Origin of the sequence: Rhizobium sophoriradicis (genome assembly GCF_025200795.1) — a bacterium.
Lineage (GTDB): Bacteria > Pseudomonadota > Alphaproteobacteria > Rhizobiales > Rhizobiaceae > Rhizobium > Rhizobium sophoriradicis.
On the sequence record NZ_CP104156.1, the window covers coordinates 92,238 to 111,645 of the forward strand.

A 19,408-nucleotide genomic window follows, 5' to 3' on the forward strand; every position below is an offset into this window, starting at 1 on the left:
GTGATGCCGTTACGGCCGGCATCAACCACGTGTAGGGGTTTCCACACCCCAGGGCAGCGCGTACTGCCCTATCGAAAAAGATAGCGGGAATCCGCCCGCTGCGCAACCGAATTCTTTACAAGATTCAATAGCTTCGCTTTACGCTCGGACACTTGCCTCAAAAGCGAGAGGTCACGCTTCGGGCGGTAAAGTGGTCAGAAAACCAAAGGAGGTGCGATCAGCGGAACGCCCATTGCGAGGATTGTCTGCCCACTCTCCCGGAAGAGATGACGATGACACCTGGGAGAGCGCGGACGTCGTGGCGATCGAGGAGACGGACGATACCGTCACCGTACTTCTCTGGCATCTGAAATACTCGCAGGCAGTAATGGGGCGCCGGGCGGACGATCTTTACCTCGTTTGCGGTCAAGCACAGAAGGGGGTGAAGGGGACATGGAGCTTGAAGAACCTCATCAACCACCTGACCGTGAGAGAAACATCACATCTTAAGGGCCGGGCCCGTTTCATTCGAGGCAGCCTGAATGACTTGGCCACGCTTCGAAAGGCTGCCCGACGCAAGTTCATCGAGTACCGGATCGGGATTGTACAGCCGGGTCTTAACGGTGAAAACATACCCGCAGAACATCTTGCGCTTCTGGGAGCGACTGCCACTTCATACTGTCTGTCACCGGGTGTCCCCTAATGACTGTCGCGAACCGCACCGATCCAGCTTAGCTGCCGGCCACCGTCTCCAGCGGCGCTACTTTCCATGACGGCAGGGCCGCCGCGAACTGTCACGGCCTTCTTGGGGCTTTCGATATCGAAATTGACGTTGTAGCGGTTCCACTCTGTAACAGCGGCAGAGCCGCCGACAAAATCAGGGGTAGGAATGCTCGATGTCCTGCCGATTGTTGCGGCGGGTGCATAGCTGCAGTGCAACATAGACGCTGGCTTCATGGCGCTGGCCCGAGTATTGCTATTTTCATCGAAGCGATGCTTCCTCCCGCAACGCTTCGAAGTTTAGACGGCCCACTCCTCCTCCCAAAGGGACGTCTGTGGGAACAGCGGCACTCCTCCTCCCAGGTCGCCGTTCGGTTCTTTTAGGAAAGCCTGCCGCACCTCCTCCCGCGGCAGGCTTTTCTATTTCGGGGCGATGGGCCGTCAGAGCCCGAGATCAAGTTGGGACTGGGGTCGTGCATTGCCGATCGGAGGTCGTCAGCGTTGAAAGCGTGACGCCGAGCAGCCGCACTGGCCGCTTGAATGGATAGACAGTCGCCAATCGACGGGGCATCGTTCGATGGTGTGCTCGAAGATCTTGGCTGGTTCGGCAAACGGTTCACGCCGGACATGCGCGCCGATGTGCTGCTGTTTCGAGCGGGAGACCGGCGGCTGGTTGCCGTGGATCCCAAATGGATCCCGCTTCGGCTAACGTTGCGTTTTTATAAGATCGACAGGACGCGTGTGGCAAGCAACCAAGTTTTCCTATCTCCAGCGCCGGCTGCGGGCGAGGGCCCGGTCGCGTCTTTGAAGGCCATGATGTTCGGCTGCGTCAAGAGCGCGGCCATGGTCTATGACGATCAACCCATCGTCGACCATTTCCGGCGGATCGACGCCGAGAGGATCATGGGCGCGAAATTTCGCTCTGCGCAAGTAAGGCACGAACCGTCGAGACGGCAGTTCCTAATGAGCTCATCGAAAGGTCATATCATGCTGAAATACAAGCTCTACGTACTCGTGGTAAAAGCCGACGGGAATCTCGCGATCCTCGCCGCGCTTGCCATGGTTCTTACCGCGATATGGCGCGGCGTTTTACCCATAGGAAGTTTCTACTGAAAGACTGGAGGTGCAGGATCATTCCTGCACCCTCCTCACATATCACCACGTTCGCAGTACGCGTGTCACCTATCTCTCACGCGCAACAGCGGAAACGACAAGGTCTGTCATTTGAGAGTTACCCGGAGCGCCCCACCAGTCGCAGAGGGACAGGTAGGAGAAGTCGCTCACACTGTCACCGTAGCCGATCACTGGGCGACCTGGATGCTCCGTCCGAAGCTTTTTGAGCAGAAATTGTGAGGCCACCCGTTTTGAGATCGCAGGCGGAACTAGCGCAAGGTTATTGCCGTTGTGGTGTCGAACCCAACCCCGTTTTTCTCGAATGATCGGCACAATCTCTTCAAGGCGTGAGCCGTCTCCGTCAATCTCTTTGAAGACAACATATGTCGCGAGATCAGCTTCCATCACCGACCAGCACCGGATGTGGACGCCAAGTTCCCTCGCCTTGGTCCTGCCCTCATCGAGGAGCTTATCGAAAAAGCCGGCAAGCGGCCGGAGCTCCCTTGCGACGACCTCATGCCATTCGGCGTCAGGCTTGCCGTCCTTTTTGAGGATGACGGCACCGTTCGATACGATTGAGTAGCTTTCAAACGCGATCGTAACGCGCGAAAGAGCCTCAGAGCCGCGCGCCGTAACCGGGATGGCCTCCGTGGAGACGAGCAGCCACTCGACAAAGGCAGCTTGAATCTTCGTCATATAGGAGTTGCTTCCATTAATGGATTTGGACGCCAATACCAGATCGGCTTCCGCAATCTCCGGTATCTTTTTCTTGGTTTGAAACAAGGTGTCGTCGAGGTCCACCAGAGCAATGGGCTTCATATGCGTACTCCAAAATGCGACTGGTTAAATATCTGATCGATTGCCAGATGTGAGCTTTCGCGGATTCTCCATTGGCAATGAATTTTACGATACGGAATTTGTCACATCTCAGTTTCCTTGACCTGCGCGCCGAGCTCGTAAGTAGACATACGTGGAGATTAGGAGACGTGCCGGATCAGCGTGACGGCGCGGTAGGGGGCGATCTTTCTAGGGGAGACGACATACGGGACGCCTTTGTTGTCGATCAGGTACATGAGGGCCGCGAGTTCTGGATCGGTTGGCGACGAGACGTACACCTTTTCCGGCACACGTCGCAGGATGGCTCTGGTCGCCTCCGCAATGCCCGGCTTTACTCGGTTGATGTTCGTTACGGCGTCCTCCCCCATCACCCAGGCGACGGCAGCGGCGGCGGCATCGCGATGCGCCCGGCGGGTCTCGATACTCCAGACGCTCGGGATTTCGGTTGCAATCACAGTGGAGACATCATTCCACATACCATCCACGAATGATCGGGAAATATCGTGTTCCGCGAGATTATCCCACTGGACGCAGGCGTGGAAGTCACCGGGACCGACGAGGGCAGCGTTGAGGATCGAGCGGCTGATAAGCCCGGATACGGTGCATCCTAGCATTCCGGAGGGAATAAGCCAGTCGTCGCCCGATGCGGCGAGCCATGCGCAGCCGCAGGGGTCGGCCAATACAACTAGCCGCGCAGGCCGGTCTGAGTAGTCCTTGAAGCTCTTTTCGAGTTGGTTCGCAATTGCTCCTTTGCCCGTCCAGCTATCTACGAAGACGATGCTCTCGACAGGACGCCTGGCAAGAATGTGGCGCATAGCCTCGTCGTCAACGCCCTTGTCGCGAATGATCGACAACCCGTAGTGTCCGACGTCCCGGCCGAGTAAGGCGATGGCCCTCTTGAGAAGGATGCCGAAGGGCACGCCGGCGCGGACCAAACTGACAAGGGTAATAGGACCCTCGACCGACTGCACGATCGCGAGGGCGAGGCGTGCCGTCTCGGCGCCCATGCGCGGGCCACCAGTGGCCATGGCCTTAGCAAACAGCTCCATGTATTCGCGGGTCGGGGCCATCTCGGCGGAAATCATTTCCGAGTAATGCCGCCGCCCGGATTGGATGGCCTCTTCCCTCGTGGCCGTGTCAGTAGGCTGAATATCCACTCTCTTGAGAAGGAGCGTCACGTCGTATTCGGCGTAGGAGCCTAGTGTGGCAGGGGAGGCGATGCTGTCATAGGTATCCCCCATGGGAGTGATGTCCTTAGGTAACGCGACAGCAGTGTTGTGTCGCTGTGGACTGGCGGAAATGTCCGATCGAGTGAGCCGATTTCGAAGCGGCAGACCGCATGGCCTAAGGCGGCTTCATTCACCTTCTACGTCTGAAAGGACAATGGGATCGCCCAGTGCGGACATCAGGCTGGCACAGACATTTTCCGGGCCTGTCTCCGAGCAGAGTATAATTTTCGAGTACAGCGCTGGATCGACGTTGTAGAGGTAATGTGGAACCGTTCCGCCGTAGTTGTCGGAGAACGAAAGTACTGAACCGATCGCGTGGCCTTTCGACAGGGGAGAACGCGTCACGGATGAATAGAAAACCTCAGCGCCCTCCTTTTCCAAGCGCTCCGCAAGCAGGAAGGGCTGCCACACGTGTTCGCCCGTTCCGAGTACGAGGGTAATCCCGTCATCGGCAGCGTTTGCATTGAGACCCTGCAAGTGATCGACGACGCCGAGACGCGCCCAGTCTCGAGCGACGTCGGGACAGACCTCGGGCCGCTTAGGACGGTCACAGGAAGGGACCTGCGGAGTAGCTGCCGTGAAATCCCCACGCGGAGTCCAACTGTACCGTCCGGAAACGATAGTAGCCTCACTGACTGTTCCCGTGATCTCCGCGCGGGCAGCGCCTTCTGACCAGTCGGTAAGCGTAAGTAGGACTGTGTGCTTCAGCTTCAAACGAATTTTTGCAGGAAGGGCAGCGAAGATGTTGGCAAATGTCTTACCTGTCGAAGCCTCATCGTCAACGAGTACCAAGCCGGTCGCACCATGAACCAAGTCGCGGAGCCTTGCCTCGCATGGTTCGTGCAGGAGGTGCCGCGGGGCATGGCTATGCTCTTCCTCAAATTCGCACAGCAGCGGCAGTTTAAGATCATGGCGAGTGGAGCAGATATATATTGCATCGCCGCGACCAGTGAGTTCGCGGAACCGCCGATGGACACCCGCACCAAGGCCAATGCCCGCTTCGGCTATTCCGATGAACAAAACCGGACCAGGAATATCGGCAGGAATCTGACGTGCAAGGAGGTCGAATGCATTTCCCATGACCGAAGGGCGGATCGGCAGGAATCGACCAAGAACCTTGGAAACAAACAGAAACGAGCGGTTCGGGTTGATTCGCTGCCCGAAGCCGAACATCTCGATGGGGGGTACAAGGCTTCGATCCACGTGAACCGAGATAGTGCCGTCGGCGAGTTGCGCAGAGTATGTTGAAGGATTCACCATTGCCAGCTTTCGAAAGTACGGACGTTTACCGTGGAAAAAATCCGTGCCATATGTTTCCGTGACGCCGCACGCTCATTGGCGTCTCGTTGACGAGCAGGGTAGCACTTACCTCTCGAGGCTCAGAGTGCATCCGCGCCACGATATCGCAGGAGAATTCGCCGGCCCTTGGCGCGAAGGCCAGCACGGCCGAGCGCCTCCCTGGTTTCAGCTTCGTTGGGGCTAAATCCCGATCTGAGGCCTTCCTGCCCCGTCGATGCGGCTCGTGACCCATCTCCGACAAAGCGACTGGGGCGATAGAAATAGAGTTTACGTCAGTTCATCCTCGCTCTCTGCGGTGAATCAGTAGCATGAAGTGAAGCAAGGGACGTGCCACTCGGACATGCAGCACGAATGGGAGCTGAATAGGCACCAGAACTCGAATATTGCATTCCAGGTCTCACGCGGCAGATGTCCAGATTGCCGGGAAATTTCGTATTGCATCCATAACGGCTTTGGGCGACGGATTGCGGGACCTGCCATGGCAAGCGCGTGCGGTCGCGAAACCTCAGATGGCGGCGAAGCGCTGCAGTTAAGAGAGATGCTGGAGCGTATATTCGCCTAAACGCTGCTGACGTGGCGGTTGGGCCTTTGAACGGTGGACGAGATCAGCCGGGAAAAAAGGCGTAGCTTCATTGAAATCGGCAGGGTGTACCCCGCCCACTACCGGGGATCAGAGCAGGCCAGCCTTGGCCCCAACCTGCGATGATAGCAGGTGCCTGGGGCACCTCCAGCACGTCGAGGGTTCTGCATCTTCGTGTCAGCCAATAGCCGACAGTTCGCACCACGTTTGTATTCGCTTTGTCTGCTTTACGACAGACTTAAGTCTTGATGCCTGCACTCAGCCGTCGTTGTTCAGTCCCGGCATTTTCATGGAGCGGATCGAGGGTGAAACGTTCAGGCTGCGAAGTCTATGTCTTGCAGACGAACTCGTAGTGTGAGGCCCTTGAGGGTCTTGAGCCTGCGTGACCTGCCACTGAACTTTCATCCAGCGGCGATTAGAGCCTCGGCGGTTTTGAATACGCCAAGTGGCGCGGTGTGAGCAACCGGCAACGCGGATCGTGTCCCAGCACCTGGTGTAGCTGACGGTAGGGAGTAAAGCCGAGCGCCCGCGCGCTTCTCGTTGCGCTGTAGCGGGTGATCGGCTTTGCGGGCGGCCATCAGTGTTTTCCGCTAGGGTCGGGTTGTTCAAGACCAACCTGACGGAAAGATCACCGATGACCAATGACATGATGAACGTGCGTTCGCTTGTTGAGAAGAGTGCCGATGCAGATTTGTTGCGTGAGATGATTGGCTTTGCCGCCGAGCGGCTGATGGAGTTGGAGGTCGGCTCGGCCACGGGTGCTGACTTCGGTGTGAAGAACCCCATGCGGCTCACTCAACGCAATGGCTACCGTGACCGCGATTGGGAGACGCGGGCTGGCACCGTCGAGCTTCGCATTCCGAAGCTGCGCAAAGGCAGCTACTTTCCGAGCTTCCTTGAACCGCGCCGCATGGCAGAGAAAGCTCTGACGGCCGTTATCCAGGAAGCGTATATCCAGGGAATCTCGACTCGTTCTGTCGACGACCTGTGGTGGATGCGACCTATCTCAAGGTCCGGCGTGGCGGCCGCATCGTCTCAGTCGCCGTCATTATCGCGGTCGGCGTCAATAACGACGGTCGGCGCGAGGTCCTGGGTATGGAAGTTGGCACCTCGGAGGCCGAACCGATCTGGACGGAATTCCTGCGCAGGCTAACGCGCCGCGGTCTACGCGGGGTGAAGTTGGTTGTCTCTGATGCACATGAGGGCATCAAGGCCGCCGTTTCCAAGGTTCTCAATGCCACTTGGCAAAGGTGCCGGGTTCACTTCATGAGGAACGTGCTCGCGCATGCTGGAAAGAGCGGCAGGCGGGTCGTATCCGCCTTCATCGCGACGGCCTTTGCCCAGGAGACCCCGGAGGCAGCAAGCGCACAATGGCGCAGTGTCGCCGATCAAATCAGGCCGAAAGTGCCGAAGCTTGCCACCATCATGGACGACGCTGAAGAGGACGTGCTCGCCTACATGACCTTCCCCAAAGAGCACCGGGCAAAGCTGCACTCGACGAATCCAATTGAGCGTCTCAACGGCGAAATCAAGCGACGCACCGAGGTCGTCGGCATCTTTCCGAACGACGAAGCCATCGTCCGTCTCGTCGGTGCATTGCTGCTCGAACAGAATGATGAATGGGCCGTTCAACGCGCCAGGTATATGACGCTTGAGACCATGGCCCAAATGAGCGATGATCCCCAAATCAGCCTGCCCCGCTGTGATGTCGGGTCAGGAAACGAGCGGGACAGCAGGCTAATACACTGCCCGAATTGCCCCGTGTGGACGGCAAGCGTCAAGCCTTGATGCCAAATTCAAACGGATATGAGTGGGGCTTCGCAGCTGCGGCGAGGTCTCGATAGGGTCCGACAGTAAGCCCGAATGAGTGGGCACAATGGGACTGAAAGTGGGATCACTTGGTGAGCCCGTTGTTCCCGCGCGGAGTTCCCGCCGCTATTCTCGCAAATGTCGGACAGCCGCCGCCCTTTGTCGCATTTGTCGAGATCACGACAATCGGTTTGTCCCGCTCTGCTCTACGCACCCGTCAAGCCACGGAGTGGTGCCTGCTTCGCAGCTTTGAATTTGAGAGCGAGCGGGCTACGGCTCCGTCATTGCTGGGGGTCCGATAGGGAAAGCCTGTTCGAGATGCGTGCTTCTCTATCGTCGCACAGGGCGTTTTCAGCATCTTGGGCCCTCTCACCGGTCTGAACAACTGTTTCAGCTTGATCATTTGAGGTTTTCGCAACCGAACGTGCTTGCCGTGGCTGGTCGGCAAGCCGTCGCTCGAACGATCATGGAATGCGATACTAAGTTTTCCGGAATCTGGATTCCAACTGGAATGCAGGAATACGATCGGTAGTAGCGTTTTTAGCTCGCATTTTACGCTGCATTTTCGAGTGGCACGTCGCTTGCTTCATTTCTCGTGCCGCCGATTCACCGAAACTCAGAAAGAGCCAACGCAAGCTCTATGGTGGTGCGAATTGCCCACTGCTCCCGCGCCCAGACGGCGCGGAACCGGCCTAAAAGCGGCATTAATCTTGGCGAAGGACAATTCAAATCCAAGGGAGAGTAAGATGAGCATCACACGCAGACATGTCATCGTTCAGGGTGGCGTCATTGCAGCAGGCCTGCTCGCCAGCGGCCTACCGGGGACAAAAGCCTTCGCGCAGATACCGTCAATCCCTTGGCGGCGCTCACTGCAGGGCTTGGCCTGGAACGACCCGATCATCGAGACCTATCGCGACGCAGTGCGCCTTCTCAACGCCCTTCCCGCCAGCGACAAATTCAACTGGGTCAACCTCTCGAAAATTCACGGCAGCGGTGACGTCGTCAAATACTGCCCGCATGGCAACTGGTATTTCCTGCCGTGGCACAGGGCCTATACGGCTATGTACGAGCGCATCGTTCGGCACGTGACCAAGAACAACGATTTCGCTATGCCGTTCTGGGACTGGACCGACAATCCGTACCTGCCCGAAGTGTTCACAATGCAAAAGACGCCCGACGGCAAGGACAATCCACTTTATGTTTCGTCGCGCACCTGGCCAATCACGCAGCCGATGCCGGACAATATAGTTGGGCCACAGGTTCTCAACACCATCCTAACGGCGAAGCCATACGAGGTCTTCGGCACCACCCGCCCCGAGGGACAGAACTCACTCGATCCTTCCTGGGTCACCACCAGCAGCGGCACGCAGGGGGCGCTGGAATACACACCGCACAATCAGGTGCACAACAATATCGGTGGCTGGATGCCGGAAATGTCGTCGCCCCGCGATCCGATCTTCTTCATGCATCATTGCAACATCGACCGCATCTGGGCGACCTGGAATTTGCGCAACGCCAACAGCACGGATCGACTCTGGGCCGACATGCCGTTCACCGACAATTTCTACGATGTCGACGGCAACTTCTGGTCCCCGAAGGTCTCTGACCTTTATGTTCCAGAGGAACTCGGATACAATTATGGTTTCCGGACCTACTTCAAGGTCGCGGCGGCGAGCGCCAAAACGCTGGCCCTGAACGATAAACTCACGTCCGTGATCGCGGCGACGGCGACCGATGCTGCAATCGCCGGCGTGACGACCACCTCCACGGACAACAGCAAGGCGGCAACGGAAAACGTGCCGCTTTCGCTGCCGATCAAGATCCCGGCGGGCGCATTGCAGGAGATCGTCCGCCAACCGCCTCTGCCATCCGGCATGGATACAATGGATTTCGGCGCGGCACAGGAGCAGGCGGCCTCCGCTCCTCGTGTGCTGGCATTCCTGCGCGATGTCGAGATCACCAGTGCCAGCACGACCAGCGTTCGGGTGTTTCTCGGCAAGAACGACCTTAAGGCCGATACGCCCGTCACCGATCCCCATTACGTCGGTTCTTTCGCCGTTCTCGGTCATGACGGCGACCATCATCGCAAACCATCCTTCGTCCTCGATCTGACGGACGCGATCCAGCGGGTTTACGGCGGAAGGGGGCAGACGGATGGCGAGGCCATCGACCTGCAGCTCATTCCTGTCGGATCGGGAGCGGGCAAACCCGGCGCCGTAGAGCCCGCAAAGCTAGAAATAGCCATAGTGTCCGCCTAACATCCGGACTGGCTGGGTTGTGGAGACATCGATGCGCTATCATCGTTGGGTGCTTATCGCTATTCGTGCGGCGGCATTATCGATGCTGCGCATCGTCAGCCCGGTTCAAGCTAACGAGAGCGACATGCGGGCAACGACCAGTAAGCCCGCGACGATAACCATATCGAGCAGAGCAGTCCACTCATCGGTTGATACCAGTGCGCGGGTCGTCCTTACTGTCACTGGTTATGAACCGTCGACTTCAGGACCAGTGACGACGGTCGTTTCGCTTGACTGCGGCAGTAACGTTCGCGAAATTGGTAGGTTTGGTATTTTTCCGAACAAGGCGTTTTCGGTATTGGACGCGGCAAAGCCTCAACGATTTGGGTTTCCCTTGCCCGATGACCCGTCTTGCCGTCAGCCACAGACCGTCATTATCCGGCTGGAGCCTCAAACAGGCGGCGGTTCGGGCGCCAGCATCACTATCAGCGACGCTAGCATTGAATAGATTGGCAGTCGGGGCTGATTTGCCGCTAGCTCCAGAACCTTGGCGGCAATGAAAGTCCGCCGGATAAAATAGAGGGTTTTGATAGGTTGTTGTGACAAAGGTCCAACGCGCAGCGCCTATCGTGGTCAACAGTTTACAGTCTTGCCGCTGCATTCGGCGACTGATGGTCGTCTGCAAGCAGGCAAAGGTTTTTGGCCGACCCGAGACTAGGCTCAAGATAAAGTCGCTCTTAAAGGCATTGAACCAACGACGCGTTCCTAGATCAGTAAAGTGACTCTTCAACCACTTCAGATGCTTGCGCGGAGTCTGTCCGAAAGCTGCATTGACTTCGCACGCGGTCCAAAACCGATTCAGACTGCGCGTTCAATTCAAAACTGAAGATTAGACGTGTGCTTTTAATGGCACTGGATTTGCAAGGACACGGGCGGCGTGCGGCCATAGGTATCGCTTCCATTCGTGATAGAGAGGCGCGGAGGTTAGTCTTGAAACGAAGAGATTTTTCGACTGTTGGGCTCACTGCTCTTCTCGCCGGGATCGTATTCCCGGCTTTTCCCAGCACCGGATTCAGTGAGCAGCGAAAGCCGTCCATCCCCGCACTCCCTGATCAGCGGAAACTTTGGAGTTGGATCAAAAGGCTCAACAGTTTCGGCCCCCGATTGACCGGCAGCCCGGCGCAAGCACGGGCAATCGATTATCTTGCTGGTGAGTTGAGAGGGATGGGCCTTGAGGTGAAGCGCGATCAACTCACGATGCGCCGGTGGATGCCACGAACCACCGCGTTCAAACTGTCAAATGGTGAAGTAATTGAGGTAGCGGCGCCGTTCCCGTATTCCGGGCTTACACCTCCCGGCGGTATCTCGGGTAAGATGGTTCTTTTCAACGGTCGGGTTCAGGCGTTTGAGAAAGCCCGCGGCAAAATTGCGGTGGTGACGGTAAAGCGTCGGGATCTGGCGGCATTCCTCGAACTGGTGACCAATCGACGCGGCAGCCTGCCGGAAGGCATAGACTTTCCCAAAGCCGTAACCACGCCGCTTATCACCGGTTTGCTTGGCGTACCGATCGACAAGGCGCGTGAAGCAGGGGTTTTAGCCGTCGTTTGCATTTTCGAAGGCGTCTCGGAAGTGCAGTTGAAGGGGCAGGTGCTGCCATTCACCACACCGTATTGGGGCTTACCTGCAATATGGGTGGCGCAATCTGAAGGAGAGCGGATCAAAGCCGCGAGCAAGCACGGTTTGAGCGGTCGCCTGACCTTGGATGGCACGTTGGAAGACGTTGCGACCGATACGATTTATGCGGTTTTGCCGGGCTGCAACCTGCTTGAGACAATCATCATCAACACCCACACCGATGGACCTAATGCGTGCGAAGAGAACGGCGGTGCTGGGGTACTCGCTCTGGCGCATTATTTCTCCTCGCTACCGAAATCTGCCCGCAACCGGAGCCTCGTCTTCGTACTCGTCACGGGTCATTTCCAGCTTCCCCAGTTCGGCCGCCACGGGAATCAGGCGACGGCGACCTGGCTCGAAATGCATCCAGAATTGTGGGACGGCAAACCCGGCCATGCTAAAGCCGTTGCAGGAGCTACGATTGAGCATCTTGGATGTACCGAGTGGCGAGATGACTTTGCAAAAGGGCACCCCGCGCCCACCGGGAAGCCGGAACTCGATTTGATCTATACCAGTAATAAGTCGATGAGTGACGTGTACATCGCTGCCGCACGCGGGCGCAAAAAGGTACGCGCGCTGATAGTCGCCCCAGCGGCGGCGCAGGTGATGTTGGGCGAAGGACAGCCATTATACGCATCAGGAATTCCGACGATATCAAGCTGTCCGATACCGGACTATCTTTGCCAGGTCTTGCCGGGCGGAGGCTTGGACCGGCTCGACCCTGATTACGCCTTTCAGCAAGTCGAAACCTTTGCCCGCACGGTCGACTTGCTCGACAGGATGCCGCGTGGTGAGATCGGAATCGTTCCGTTTAACCTGTCCACTGTTATCGGTGATCTGCTGTAAACCTGACCAACACTAACGCCAGCGAAAATGGCGGTGTCACGCGGTCGGCACTTTAACTGGCGCCGAGGATCATCTGGCTGTTCACGATAGTGCCGGGTCATAGCCGTCCCATCTGGGCACGCTTCGTCATGCATCAGATGACCGGCCTGCGTTTCCACATCGCGGCCTTCGAGGCTCTCGGCGGCGCTCCGCGGGAGTGCTTTGCGACCGGATGAAGACTGCCGTCATCGGTGAGCGTCAGACAGAAGGCATCGTCTATAACCGTGCCACCACCAGCCTTAGCCCCAACCAAAGCCACGCGGACGGCCGCTGAAACATCCTAGTTGGTGGGATCCCACACCGCAGGCGAATCCATCACCTCCTGTCCTCCGATAGTCTCCAACGAGCTGGGAGAAACTGCTGATCCAGGCTGAATGAAGACTTTGTGTGGCTTTCCCTGGCGACGAGCTTGCTGCCCCCTCTCCCGGCGTAGCTGGCTGACCCAGTGCTTGGCATAGACATTGCAGGGGATGAATGCGGCGGTAACTCGTTGGGGTCGGAAGTCGTCAAACTGCTTTCCTAGGCGTCGGCATTGCCTACCGAGCACCTCGCCAGACGGAAGCACGATCGATCTGGCACGTATGTATGCGTACGGGATCATAACCATAGAGGAGTTGAAACGATGGCGGATATTCTTACATCTCTAAACCCGCTCCGGTGGATTGAAGCGCCATCCACGGAACTGGACAGCCAAGTGACCCAAAGTCTATTCCCGATGTTCCAACGCTTGGCGGCAGCGGGCGCTGAAACCGCTAAAATTCTGCAGGTTGCCTTATTGCGCCGCGTGCAAGTCATGTGCGACACCCACTCTACCCGCCAGGGAAAGCTCTTTACTGAGGCCGAACGTCTTGCCGAGAGTCTACGCGAGGTGCACGGCAATGGGAATTTGGGCCACGCTTGGGCGGAATACCTGCGCGACGCTAGTGAGCGCGCCATATTGTGCATGGATCTTCTCCGACAGCGCGGCGACATCTTCCTCGAACATGAAGCGGCAGGCTGTCCGCCGGTTTTCTTCTGCGACTACGAGACAGTTATGGATGGAAACGATCTGCCCTTGAAATCCAATTACGTGTTACTTCGAATGATCCCGCCCCAAGGTGTTAACGTCGATGACACGAAGCGCCCCTTCATAATCATTTGCCCGCGCGCCGGACATAGTCCCGGCGTCGGTGGCCACAAAGAAGACAGCCAGGTCGGCGTGGCGTTCCGGGAAGGTCACCCGGTTTATTTGGTGTCCTTCCGCCGAGAGCCAGAGGGGGGGCAGTATCTCTCTAATGTCACGTATGCGGAAGCGGCCTTTGTTCGTGAGGTCATGCGCCTGCATCCGCTTGCCCGCCTTCCAGTCGTAGTCGGCAACTGCCAAGCTGGCTGGGCTACCCTTCTGATGGTTGCGACAAATCTCGACTTAGCTGGCCCGATCATCCTCAACGGATCGCCGGTGACACCTACCTCGGGAAATATCGGCGAAAATACCCTCCGCTACATGGCGGGCCTCTTCGGGGGAGCTTGGATAACCATGTTTTTGTCAGATCTGGGCGGAGGCATCTTCGACGGCGCCCATCTCGAGCGGAGATGTCATCGAGTACTGTTGCCATGCTACAGCGCTTCGCGGACGTGCTTGGCCAGCCATCGATCGTCGATGTGATTGAGGATCCGCTGGCAGTGACATAGTTTGTTCGTAGAGTAGCGTCTCGATCTCACCGAATCACATAATTATTGGTTTTCGCTCGTTGGTCACGGAGGCGCTTGAAACAATTCCATCGCAAATCCAGCCAGGACCGCAGATCGGAAAATTGCCATTGGACATCCGTCCTTTACAACGCAACGATGCCGTAATCCGGTTCAGTGATCGGGCCGGCAGAGGGCGGATTGAAACTGTGGAGGAAGGCTCTCGTCATAGGGCTGGCGCTCGCTGCAAATCATCGTGATCGAACGCACTGGCCATACGGTTGATCTCGGCTGACCGCGCACCGACCGCCTTGGCGGTCTCGCGCCACCTTGCGGTGTCGCGACTTCCTTAATGATCGCGCGAGCCTCGGCGAGCGTTAGGGCGTAGAGCCCTGCAGGTTCTTCCAGCAGGTCAAGGGAGCAGGTGCCTTCATCAAGATCAATGTTTGTCGTCAGCGCGCGCGCCTTGACATCCGTAGGCACTGGATTGAGGTCATAGGCAGGGGACAACGACCAGCTGGCTTTATTGAGCCACAGAAAGCCGTGATTTTTCTCCCCAGCTCAGAGCTAGAGCGGGCTGCAGCGAGAAGCGGCCCGGGTCCTCGAGCCAGGCACGATCATACTCAAACACGATTGTTTCGGCACCACGGGCGCGATTGCTCCGGGCCAGATGGGACGTGTGCGGCCGTGAAGGTCGAGATGAACTTCGAAATCAGCCATCGCGTGACGATCCCGGTGATCGCCTTGGGTGAGCGTGCTTGGGCAACTCTGCATTGGCCAGAGACTGGCCGACGCTGTCGTCACCGATGTCGGCGACTTGGCTCAGCCCATCTAGCAGGCCGAGTGCCTGGAGGACGCCTGCATAGATGCCGATGCTGACATTGGTGTCGCCGGCCTCGATCTTTTGAAGCGTTGAGCGTGAGGTGAAGGCACGTTCGGCTACTACCGCCATAGGCAGGCGGCGACGTCGACGTGGATGTCTGCGCCCAGTTTGCGCAACGCGCGCCGCACCCGGAGGGTTGTGAGGTGTCGGAATTTGTCACCTTCGCACTACAGATTGCACTAGATATGTAGCACGAAGGTTACAATTTTTCAAGAGAGATGGTCAGAGAGAAAAGTGGTTAGAATGGGAATTGCGGATAGCGCAAGTACGAGCCAGGCTGGCAGGCGAAGAAAGATGGCGGATCTTGAGGCGCTCAAGATCGATGCCGCCTCCGGACCGGAGGCGCGATCGGAACCACTATCGTCTGCTGATGCGGCTTTTGCCGATTGCCAAGCTGCACCCGGCCGTTAGTCGAACGGGTGCTCCTGGAAGATGCGGTGGTGTCGGTGACCGTGGACACCTCGTCGATCAGGGTCGCAACGTGGCTGGTTTTGAGAAATCGGCGGGCGGACATTGTCGGCCATCAGGACACCAATTGAACTAGGCCATTTGGACTAGAATTTCCACTTATGGCGCGCCAACCGATCGGTTCCTCATGGATCGGGAAGCCGACCTCTACACAGCGGGCTCAATCCTCGAGAATAGTTGCTAATGACCGCTCATCAGACAATCTGATTGAAAGTTCCCCGCGAAGCAGCCATATATTTAGCTCAAATTCATTAGTGCTACGTAGGACATTGATCATGGTAGATGTGGAGCTGCAGGTCGCTCGGCAAAATGCCTCTCTTCGAGTGCAAGTCGAAGAAAGGCTCAGACAGGCTATTGCGACGGGCAAGTTCAAGCCGGGGCAAAGGCTCGTCGAGCGCGAGCTTTGCGAAATGATCGGCGTGGGTCGCACGTCCGTCCGTGAAGCGCTTCGGCAGCTTGAGGCAGAGGGATTGATCACAAGCTTCCCCCACAAGGGTCCAGTTGTCAGTATCATAACCTATGAGGAGGCCGCTCAGCTCTACACCGTCCGCGCGCTGCTCGAGGGGTTTGCTGGTCAGCAGTTCGCCGAAAATGGAACGGCGGAAGATATTGCCACTTTGCAAGATGCCGTTAGAGAATTCGAAGCGTCGGCGGAAAGCGGCGTGGGACACAGGCTCATCGCTGCCAAAAACGCCTTCTATGACTGCTTGATGGATGGCAGCAAAAACGTCTTCGTCAGGCAAATGCTAACATCGCTGCACAACCGGATCAATCTTCTGCGCATGACTTCGATGACACAACCGGGGCGCCTCAAACATAGCATTGCAGAAATCAAAGAGATTGCCGAAGCGATCCAAAATCGCAACGGACCCAGGGCTGCGGCCGCTTGTAAGCACCACATTGATATGGCTGCGAAAGTCGCACTCGAGTACCTGCGCAACAACACCTCAGGCTGATGCCATAAGATTTTCCGAAAATTGACAGATTGTCTGATGCTGGAGGTGGCCGGGTGTAATTAAATCCTTCAGGCACGGTGCTTTTGACAACGCAACAACCTCTCTGGTGTCCATCGGACGATAAGATGGGTGCTGCTTGCACGTCATTTTAAGTGAGGTGATTGAAGAAGCGACGGCAAAATTGGCGTCGTAGCGAGGGCGCGCCGGCCCAAGCATGAATTTTCCGATTGACAGATTGTCTGATAGGTCGTTAACTACTCCTCACTAACGGAGGTAGCTGATTGTGCTTGCCTCACATTCGGGAGCGGGACGTTGTCACCACGAAAAAATCTGCGCGTCGCCTTTATTGGTCTCGGCGCAATGGGCGGGCCGATGGCACAACATCTGTTGTCGGCTCAATTCGAAGTCACTGGCTTTGATCTATCGGCCGAGGCTAGGGAAAGGTTCGCGGCCGTCGGCGGCGTTCCGGCAGAGACGGTAGCGGAAGCATTCAATGGGGCCGATGTTGCGGTTACCATGCTTCCCAACGGCAAGGTTGTTCAAGACGCGCTCTTCAAGGATGGGGCCTGGCAATCCCTGAGTGCTGACGCGCTTGTCATCGACATGAGCTCATCGGCGCCCAATGATACTCGTGAGCTCGCAGAGCGCTTGCATCAGAAGGGCTTGCGGCTGGTCGATGCTCCCGTGTCAGGCGGAGTGAAGCGAGCCGTCGAAGGCTCTCTTACTATCATGGCAGGCGGTGCTTCTGACGATATCGATCAAGCTGATCCCATCCTGTGCGCCATGGGCGGCCAGATTTTTAGGACAGGCCCGATCGGCTCAGGGCACGCCATGAAAGCCATCAACAATTTCGTATCGGGAGCCGGGGTTCTGGCAGCTATCGAAGGCGTTCTTCTTGGCCGAACGTTTGGTCTCGATCCTAGAACGATCGTCGATATTCTCAACTCGTCGTCTGGCAAGAACAACGCAACAGAAGTGAAGATGAAGCAGTTCATCCTCTCGGAGACTTTTGGCTCTGGTTTTGCTTTGGGGCTTATGGCGAAAGACATTAGGATTGCAGCGGACTTGTCGAAGGCGCTCAATCTCCAGCTGCCGACATTGGCCGGTACCGCTGATGCCTGGGATGCTGCTCGGCATGCTTTAGGCCCCGATGTCGACCATACGAAAATTGCGCAGTTCGTGAAAGATCAGGCCTGACCGCGAAAAACTACGCCAAACTGACAGTTGAAAATTGTCTGATAATCTGTCAAATATGATGAAGGGAGCGAAACCCAATGGCCACTTTGGACAGGAAAGATAAGGGGTCTAAGGCCGGCGAGCGAACAGCTCCATCGGAGCAGTTCAAGCGCGGACTTGCTACTCGTCGGCAGGTGATGGGGGACGCTTACGTTGATGCGGCCCTCGGAAAGGCGACCGACTTCACCTGGCCGATGCAGGAACTCGTCACCGAGTATTGTTGGGACAATATCTGGAACCGACCTGGCCTCGACCGTCGCGCTCGATCGATCCTCAACCTTGGAATGATAGCGGTTTTAAACCGACCGCACGAGCTCAGAGGCCACATCCGCGGCGCCATCAACAACGGTGTTACGAAACAGGAGATCCAGGAGATCTTCCTTCAGGTGGCTATCTACGTTGGTGTGCCAGCAGGCATCGACAGTTTCAGGCATGCCCAGGAAGTATTCACCGAAATGGGCATTTGAGAATGTGCTGTCCCGTGAGGGGGCATGTACAACATGCGCGGAGTTCTCAGCGCTTATCAACAAGGGAGGAGCCTAAAATGGCGATAGATCTCAAGAAATTCATAGAATTCGTGCGGGAGGATTTCGAGTTCAAGCGCGAAACTCGTTATCTTAACGGTATATTAAAATGCGATTTCCCTACCCGCAGTGTAGCGCTTCATTTCGAGGACGGTACGTTGCTAAAGGTGGAAGAGGCCGAATACGACGACGACAAGTGCACTATCGTCATACGCGGGACCGGTTCACAGTGGGAGGCGCTGCTTCAGCACAAACCCTTGCCGTTTTATCAGTGCTTGCAGTCATCAAACATCAAGCATGGCCTCTACCTTAGCAGTAACAACGAAACCTTCGCGTATCTGCCTGCTCTCAACCGCATGACCACCCTGATGCGCAATGCCCGTTCTGAAGGAGCAGCAGCATGACCAAGTTTGACCCCATTATCGGCCGTTATCTCTATCTCACCGTAGAAGGTATCGAGTACCGCGTCTATTACGAAGAAGCGGGCCAGGGGATTCCGCTTCTCGTCGGTCATACGGCAGGGTCCGACGGTCGCCAATACCGTCATATGCTTTGCGATTCCGACGTGACGAAAAATTTTCGCGTCATCGCGTTCGATCTGCCGTATCACGGCAAGTCCCTTCCCCCCTACGGCGTTCGCTGGTGGGAGAAGGAATACAACATGACCAAGAAGTTCATGATGGACTTCCAGCTCGAACTCTCAAAAGCGCTCGACCTAGACCGCCCCGTTTATTTGGGCAGCTCCATGGGCGGCCATCTCGCGATCGACCTGGCATCGAACTATCCGGACAACTTCCGCGCCACGATCTCGGTCGAAGGTGCGTTGCGCTCGGCGGCGGAGTACGTCGACGTCGGTATGGCTGGCATCCGCAGGGAGTTCGACAATCCAAACGTCAATCGCACCTCCATCGGTGCGGCGATGATGCTGAATATCTCACCGTACTCGCCAGAAGCGAATGTCCGTGAAATCCAGTGGGAATACAGCTGCGGTGGACCGGGAATCTTCGCGGGTGATCTTTATTACTACTACTACGACCACGATGTGTCGCCAGAAGAAGCCAGCAAAATCGATACGTCGAAATGTATGCTATACTTCCTCACGGGCGAATACGATCCAAACACGTCCCCGGCCGATACCAAGATTGCTGCAGACCTGGTCAAAGGCTCCAAGTTTTGGACAATGGAAAAGCTCGGACATTTTCCCGTTACTGAGGACTATAGCGAGTTCCGGAAGTATCTGTTGCCGATTCTTGAGGAGATCCAACAGTCATCAGCAGCCCGGTCTAAGGTTGCCTGATCCTTTTCTCGGGA

Annotated in this window: 14 protein-coding genes and 6 pseudogenes; 13 read left to right on the forward strand and 7 right to left on the reverse strand. The window is 56.8% G+C overall.

Translation table 11 applies throughout. The annotated features are described in order from the left end of the window. Positions 1-298 precede the first annotated feature (298 nt). Entirely contained in the window at positions 299-682 is a 384-nt protein-coding gene (locus N2597_RS31260) for a hypothetical protein (protein ID WP_008534295.1), read from the forward strand. Here the strand turns inward: N2597_RS31260 and N2597_RS31265 are convergent. After that, the gene (locus tag N2597_RS31265; RefSeq protein ID WP_018447059.1) at positions 679-936 is read right to left on the reverse strand and encodes a hypothetical protein; all 258 of its coding nucleotides are present in this window, start codon (positions 934-936) and stop codon (positions 679-681) included. The genes N2597_RS31260 and N2597_RS31265 overlap by 4 nt on opposite strands. A 327-nt stretch (positions 937-1,263) precedes the next feature. On the opposite strand from N2597_RS31265, the pseudogene N2597_RS31275 reads away from it, so the two are divergent. Next, positions 1,264-1,611, forward strand: a pseudogene (locus N2597_RS31275) (DUF4334 domain-containing protein); the annotation flags it as partial. A gap of 270 nt (positions 1,612-1,881) precedes the next feature. Here N2597_RS31275 and N2597_RS31280 read toward each other — a convergent pair. The 4 genes and pseudogenes from N2597_RS31280 to N2597_RS31295 all read right to left on the reverse strand — a co-directional run. Continuing rightward, the gene (locus N2597_RS31280; protein WP_004675991.1) at positions 1,882-2,631 is read right to left on the reverse strand and encodes an HAD family hydrolase; all 750 of its coding nucleotides are present in this window, start codon (positions 2,629-2,631) and stop codon (positions 1,882-1,884) included. Between the two features lie 158 nt (positions 2,632-2,789). After that, positions 2,790-3,890 carry a cysteine protease StiP domain-containing protein gene (locus N2597_RS31285; protein ID WP_004675992.1) on the reverse strand — a complete coding sequence of 367 codons (1,101 nt, stop codon included), beginning with the start codon at positions 3,888-3,890 and terminating at the stop codon, positions 2,790-2,792. Between the two features lie 114 nt (positions 3,891-4,004). Continuing rightward, positions 4,005-5,138: a phosphoribosyltransferase domain-containing protein gene (locus N2597_RS31290; RefSeq protein ID WP_011053330.1), complete on the reverse strand. Its 1,134-nt coding sequence runs from the start codon at positions 5,136-5,138 to the stop codon at positions 4,005-4,007. A gap of 877 nt (positions 5,139-6,015) precedes the next feature. Beyond that, positions 6,016-6,140: pseudogene (locus N2597_RS31295) on the reverse strand (IS481 family transposase); the annotation flags it as partial. 251 nt (positions 6,141-6,391) lie between these two features. On the opposite strand from N2597_RS31295, the pseudogene N2597_RS31300 reads away from it, so the two are divergent. The 6 genes and pseudogenes from N2597_RS31300 to N2597_RS31325 all read left to right on the forward strand — a co-directional run bounded on the left by N2597_RS31300 (position 6,392) and on the right by N2597_RS31325 (position 14,007). Further along, positions 6,392-7,545, forward strand: a pseudogene (locus tag N2597_RS31300) (IS256 family transposase). Between the two features lie 767 nt (positions 7,546-8,312). Then, positions 8,313-9,824, forward strand: a complete 1,512-nt coding sequence (locus tag N2597_RS31305; protein ID WP_029875549.1) for a tyrosinase family protein — start codon at positions 8,313-8,315, stop codon at positions 9,822-9,824. 31 nt (positions 9,825-9,855) lie between these two features. Continuing rightward, positions 9,856-10,311, forward strand: coding sequence for a hypothetical protein (locus N2597_RS31310; RefSeq protein WP_183599876.1), 456 nt, complete (start codon positions 9,856-9,858; stop codon positions 10,309-10,311). Between the two features lie 482 nt (positions 10,312-10,793). Further along, positions 10,794-12,323 carry a zinc-binding metallopeptidase family protein gene (locus tag N2597_RS31315; RefSeq protein WP_064812014.1) on the forward strand — a complete coding sequence of 510 codons (1,530 nt, stop codon included), beginning with the start codon at positions 10,794-10,796 and terminating at the stop codon, positions 12,321-12,323. Positions 12,324-12,388: 65 nt separating this feature from the next. Then, positions 12,389-12,606, forward strand: a pseudogene (locus N2597_RS31320) (IS21 family transposase); the annotation flags it as partial. Positions 12,607-12,984: 378 nt separating this feature from the next. Further along, a complete protein-coding gene (locus N2597_RS31325) occupies positions 12,985-14,007 on the forward strand; it encodes a DUF3141 domain-containing protein (protein ID WP_225881494.1) in 1,023 nt (340 codons plus the stop codon). A 249-nt stretch (positions 14,008-14,256) separates the two neighbouring features. Here N2597_RS31325 and N2597_RS31330 read toward each other — a convergent pair. Both N2597_RS31330 and N2597_RS31335 read right to left on the reverse strand, forming a co-directional pair. Then, positions 14,257-14,582: pseudogene (locus tag N2597_RS31330) on the reverse strand (type II toxin-antitoxin system HipA family toxin); the annotation flags it as partial. Between the two features lie 160 nt (positions 14,583-14,742). Continuing rightward, positions 14,743-15,066 (reverse strand): annotated as a pseudogene (locus tag N2597_RS31335) (hypothetical protein). Between the two features lie 590 nt (positions 15,067-15,656). Between N2597_RS31335 and N2597_RS31340 the strand changes: the two are divergent. The 5 genes from N2597_RS31340 to N2597_RS31360 all read left to right on the forward strand — a co-directional run bounded on the left by N2597_RS31340 (position 15,657) and on the right by N2597_RS31360 (position 19,394). Next, the gene (locus N2597_RS31340) at positions 15,657-16,337 is read left to right on the forward strand and encodes a GntR family transcriptional regulator (RefSeq protein ID WP_004668612.1); all 681 of its coding nucleotides are present in this window, start codon (positions 15,657-15,659) and stop codon (positions 16,335-16,337) included. A 312-nt stretch (positions 16,338-16,649) separates the two neighbouring features. Further along, positions 16,650-17,534, forward strand: a complete 885-nt coding sequence (locus tag N2597_RS31345) for an NAD(P)-dependent oxidoreductase (RefSeq protein ID WP_004668614.1) — start codon at positions 16,650-16,652, stop codon at positions 17,532-17,534. 77 nt (positions 17,535-17,611) lie between these two features. Then, on the forward strand, positions 17,612-18,040 hold the full coding sequence (locus tag N2597_RS31350) for a carboxymuconolactone decarboxylase family protein (RefSeq protein ID WP_004668619.1): 429 nt from the start codon (positions 17,612-17,614) through the stop codon (positions 18,038-18,040). A gap of 77 nt (positions 18,041-18,117) precedes the next feature. Further along, positions 18,118-18,501 (forward strand): hypothetical protein, encoded by a 384-nt coding sequence (locus tag N2597_RS31355; protein WP_004668622.1) that lies wholly within the window; start codon positions 18,118-18,120, stop codon positions 18,499-18,501. Beyond that, positions 18,498-19,394, forward strand: coding sequence for an alpha/beta fold hydrolase (locus tag N2597_RS31360; protein ID WP_004668623.1), 897 nt, complete (start codon positions 18,498-18,500; stop codon positions 19,392-19,394). The genes N2597_RS31355 and N2597_RS31360 overlap by 4 nt, the downstream gene beginning before the upstream one ends. The last annotated feature ends 14 nt before the right edge of the window (positions 19,395-19,408 follow it).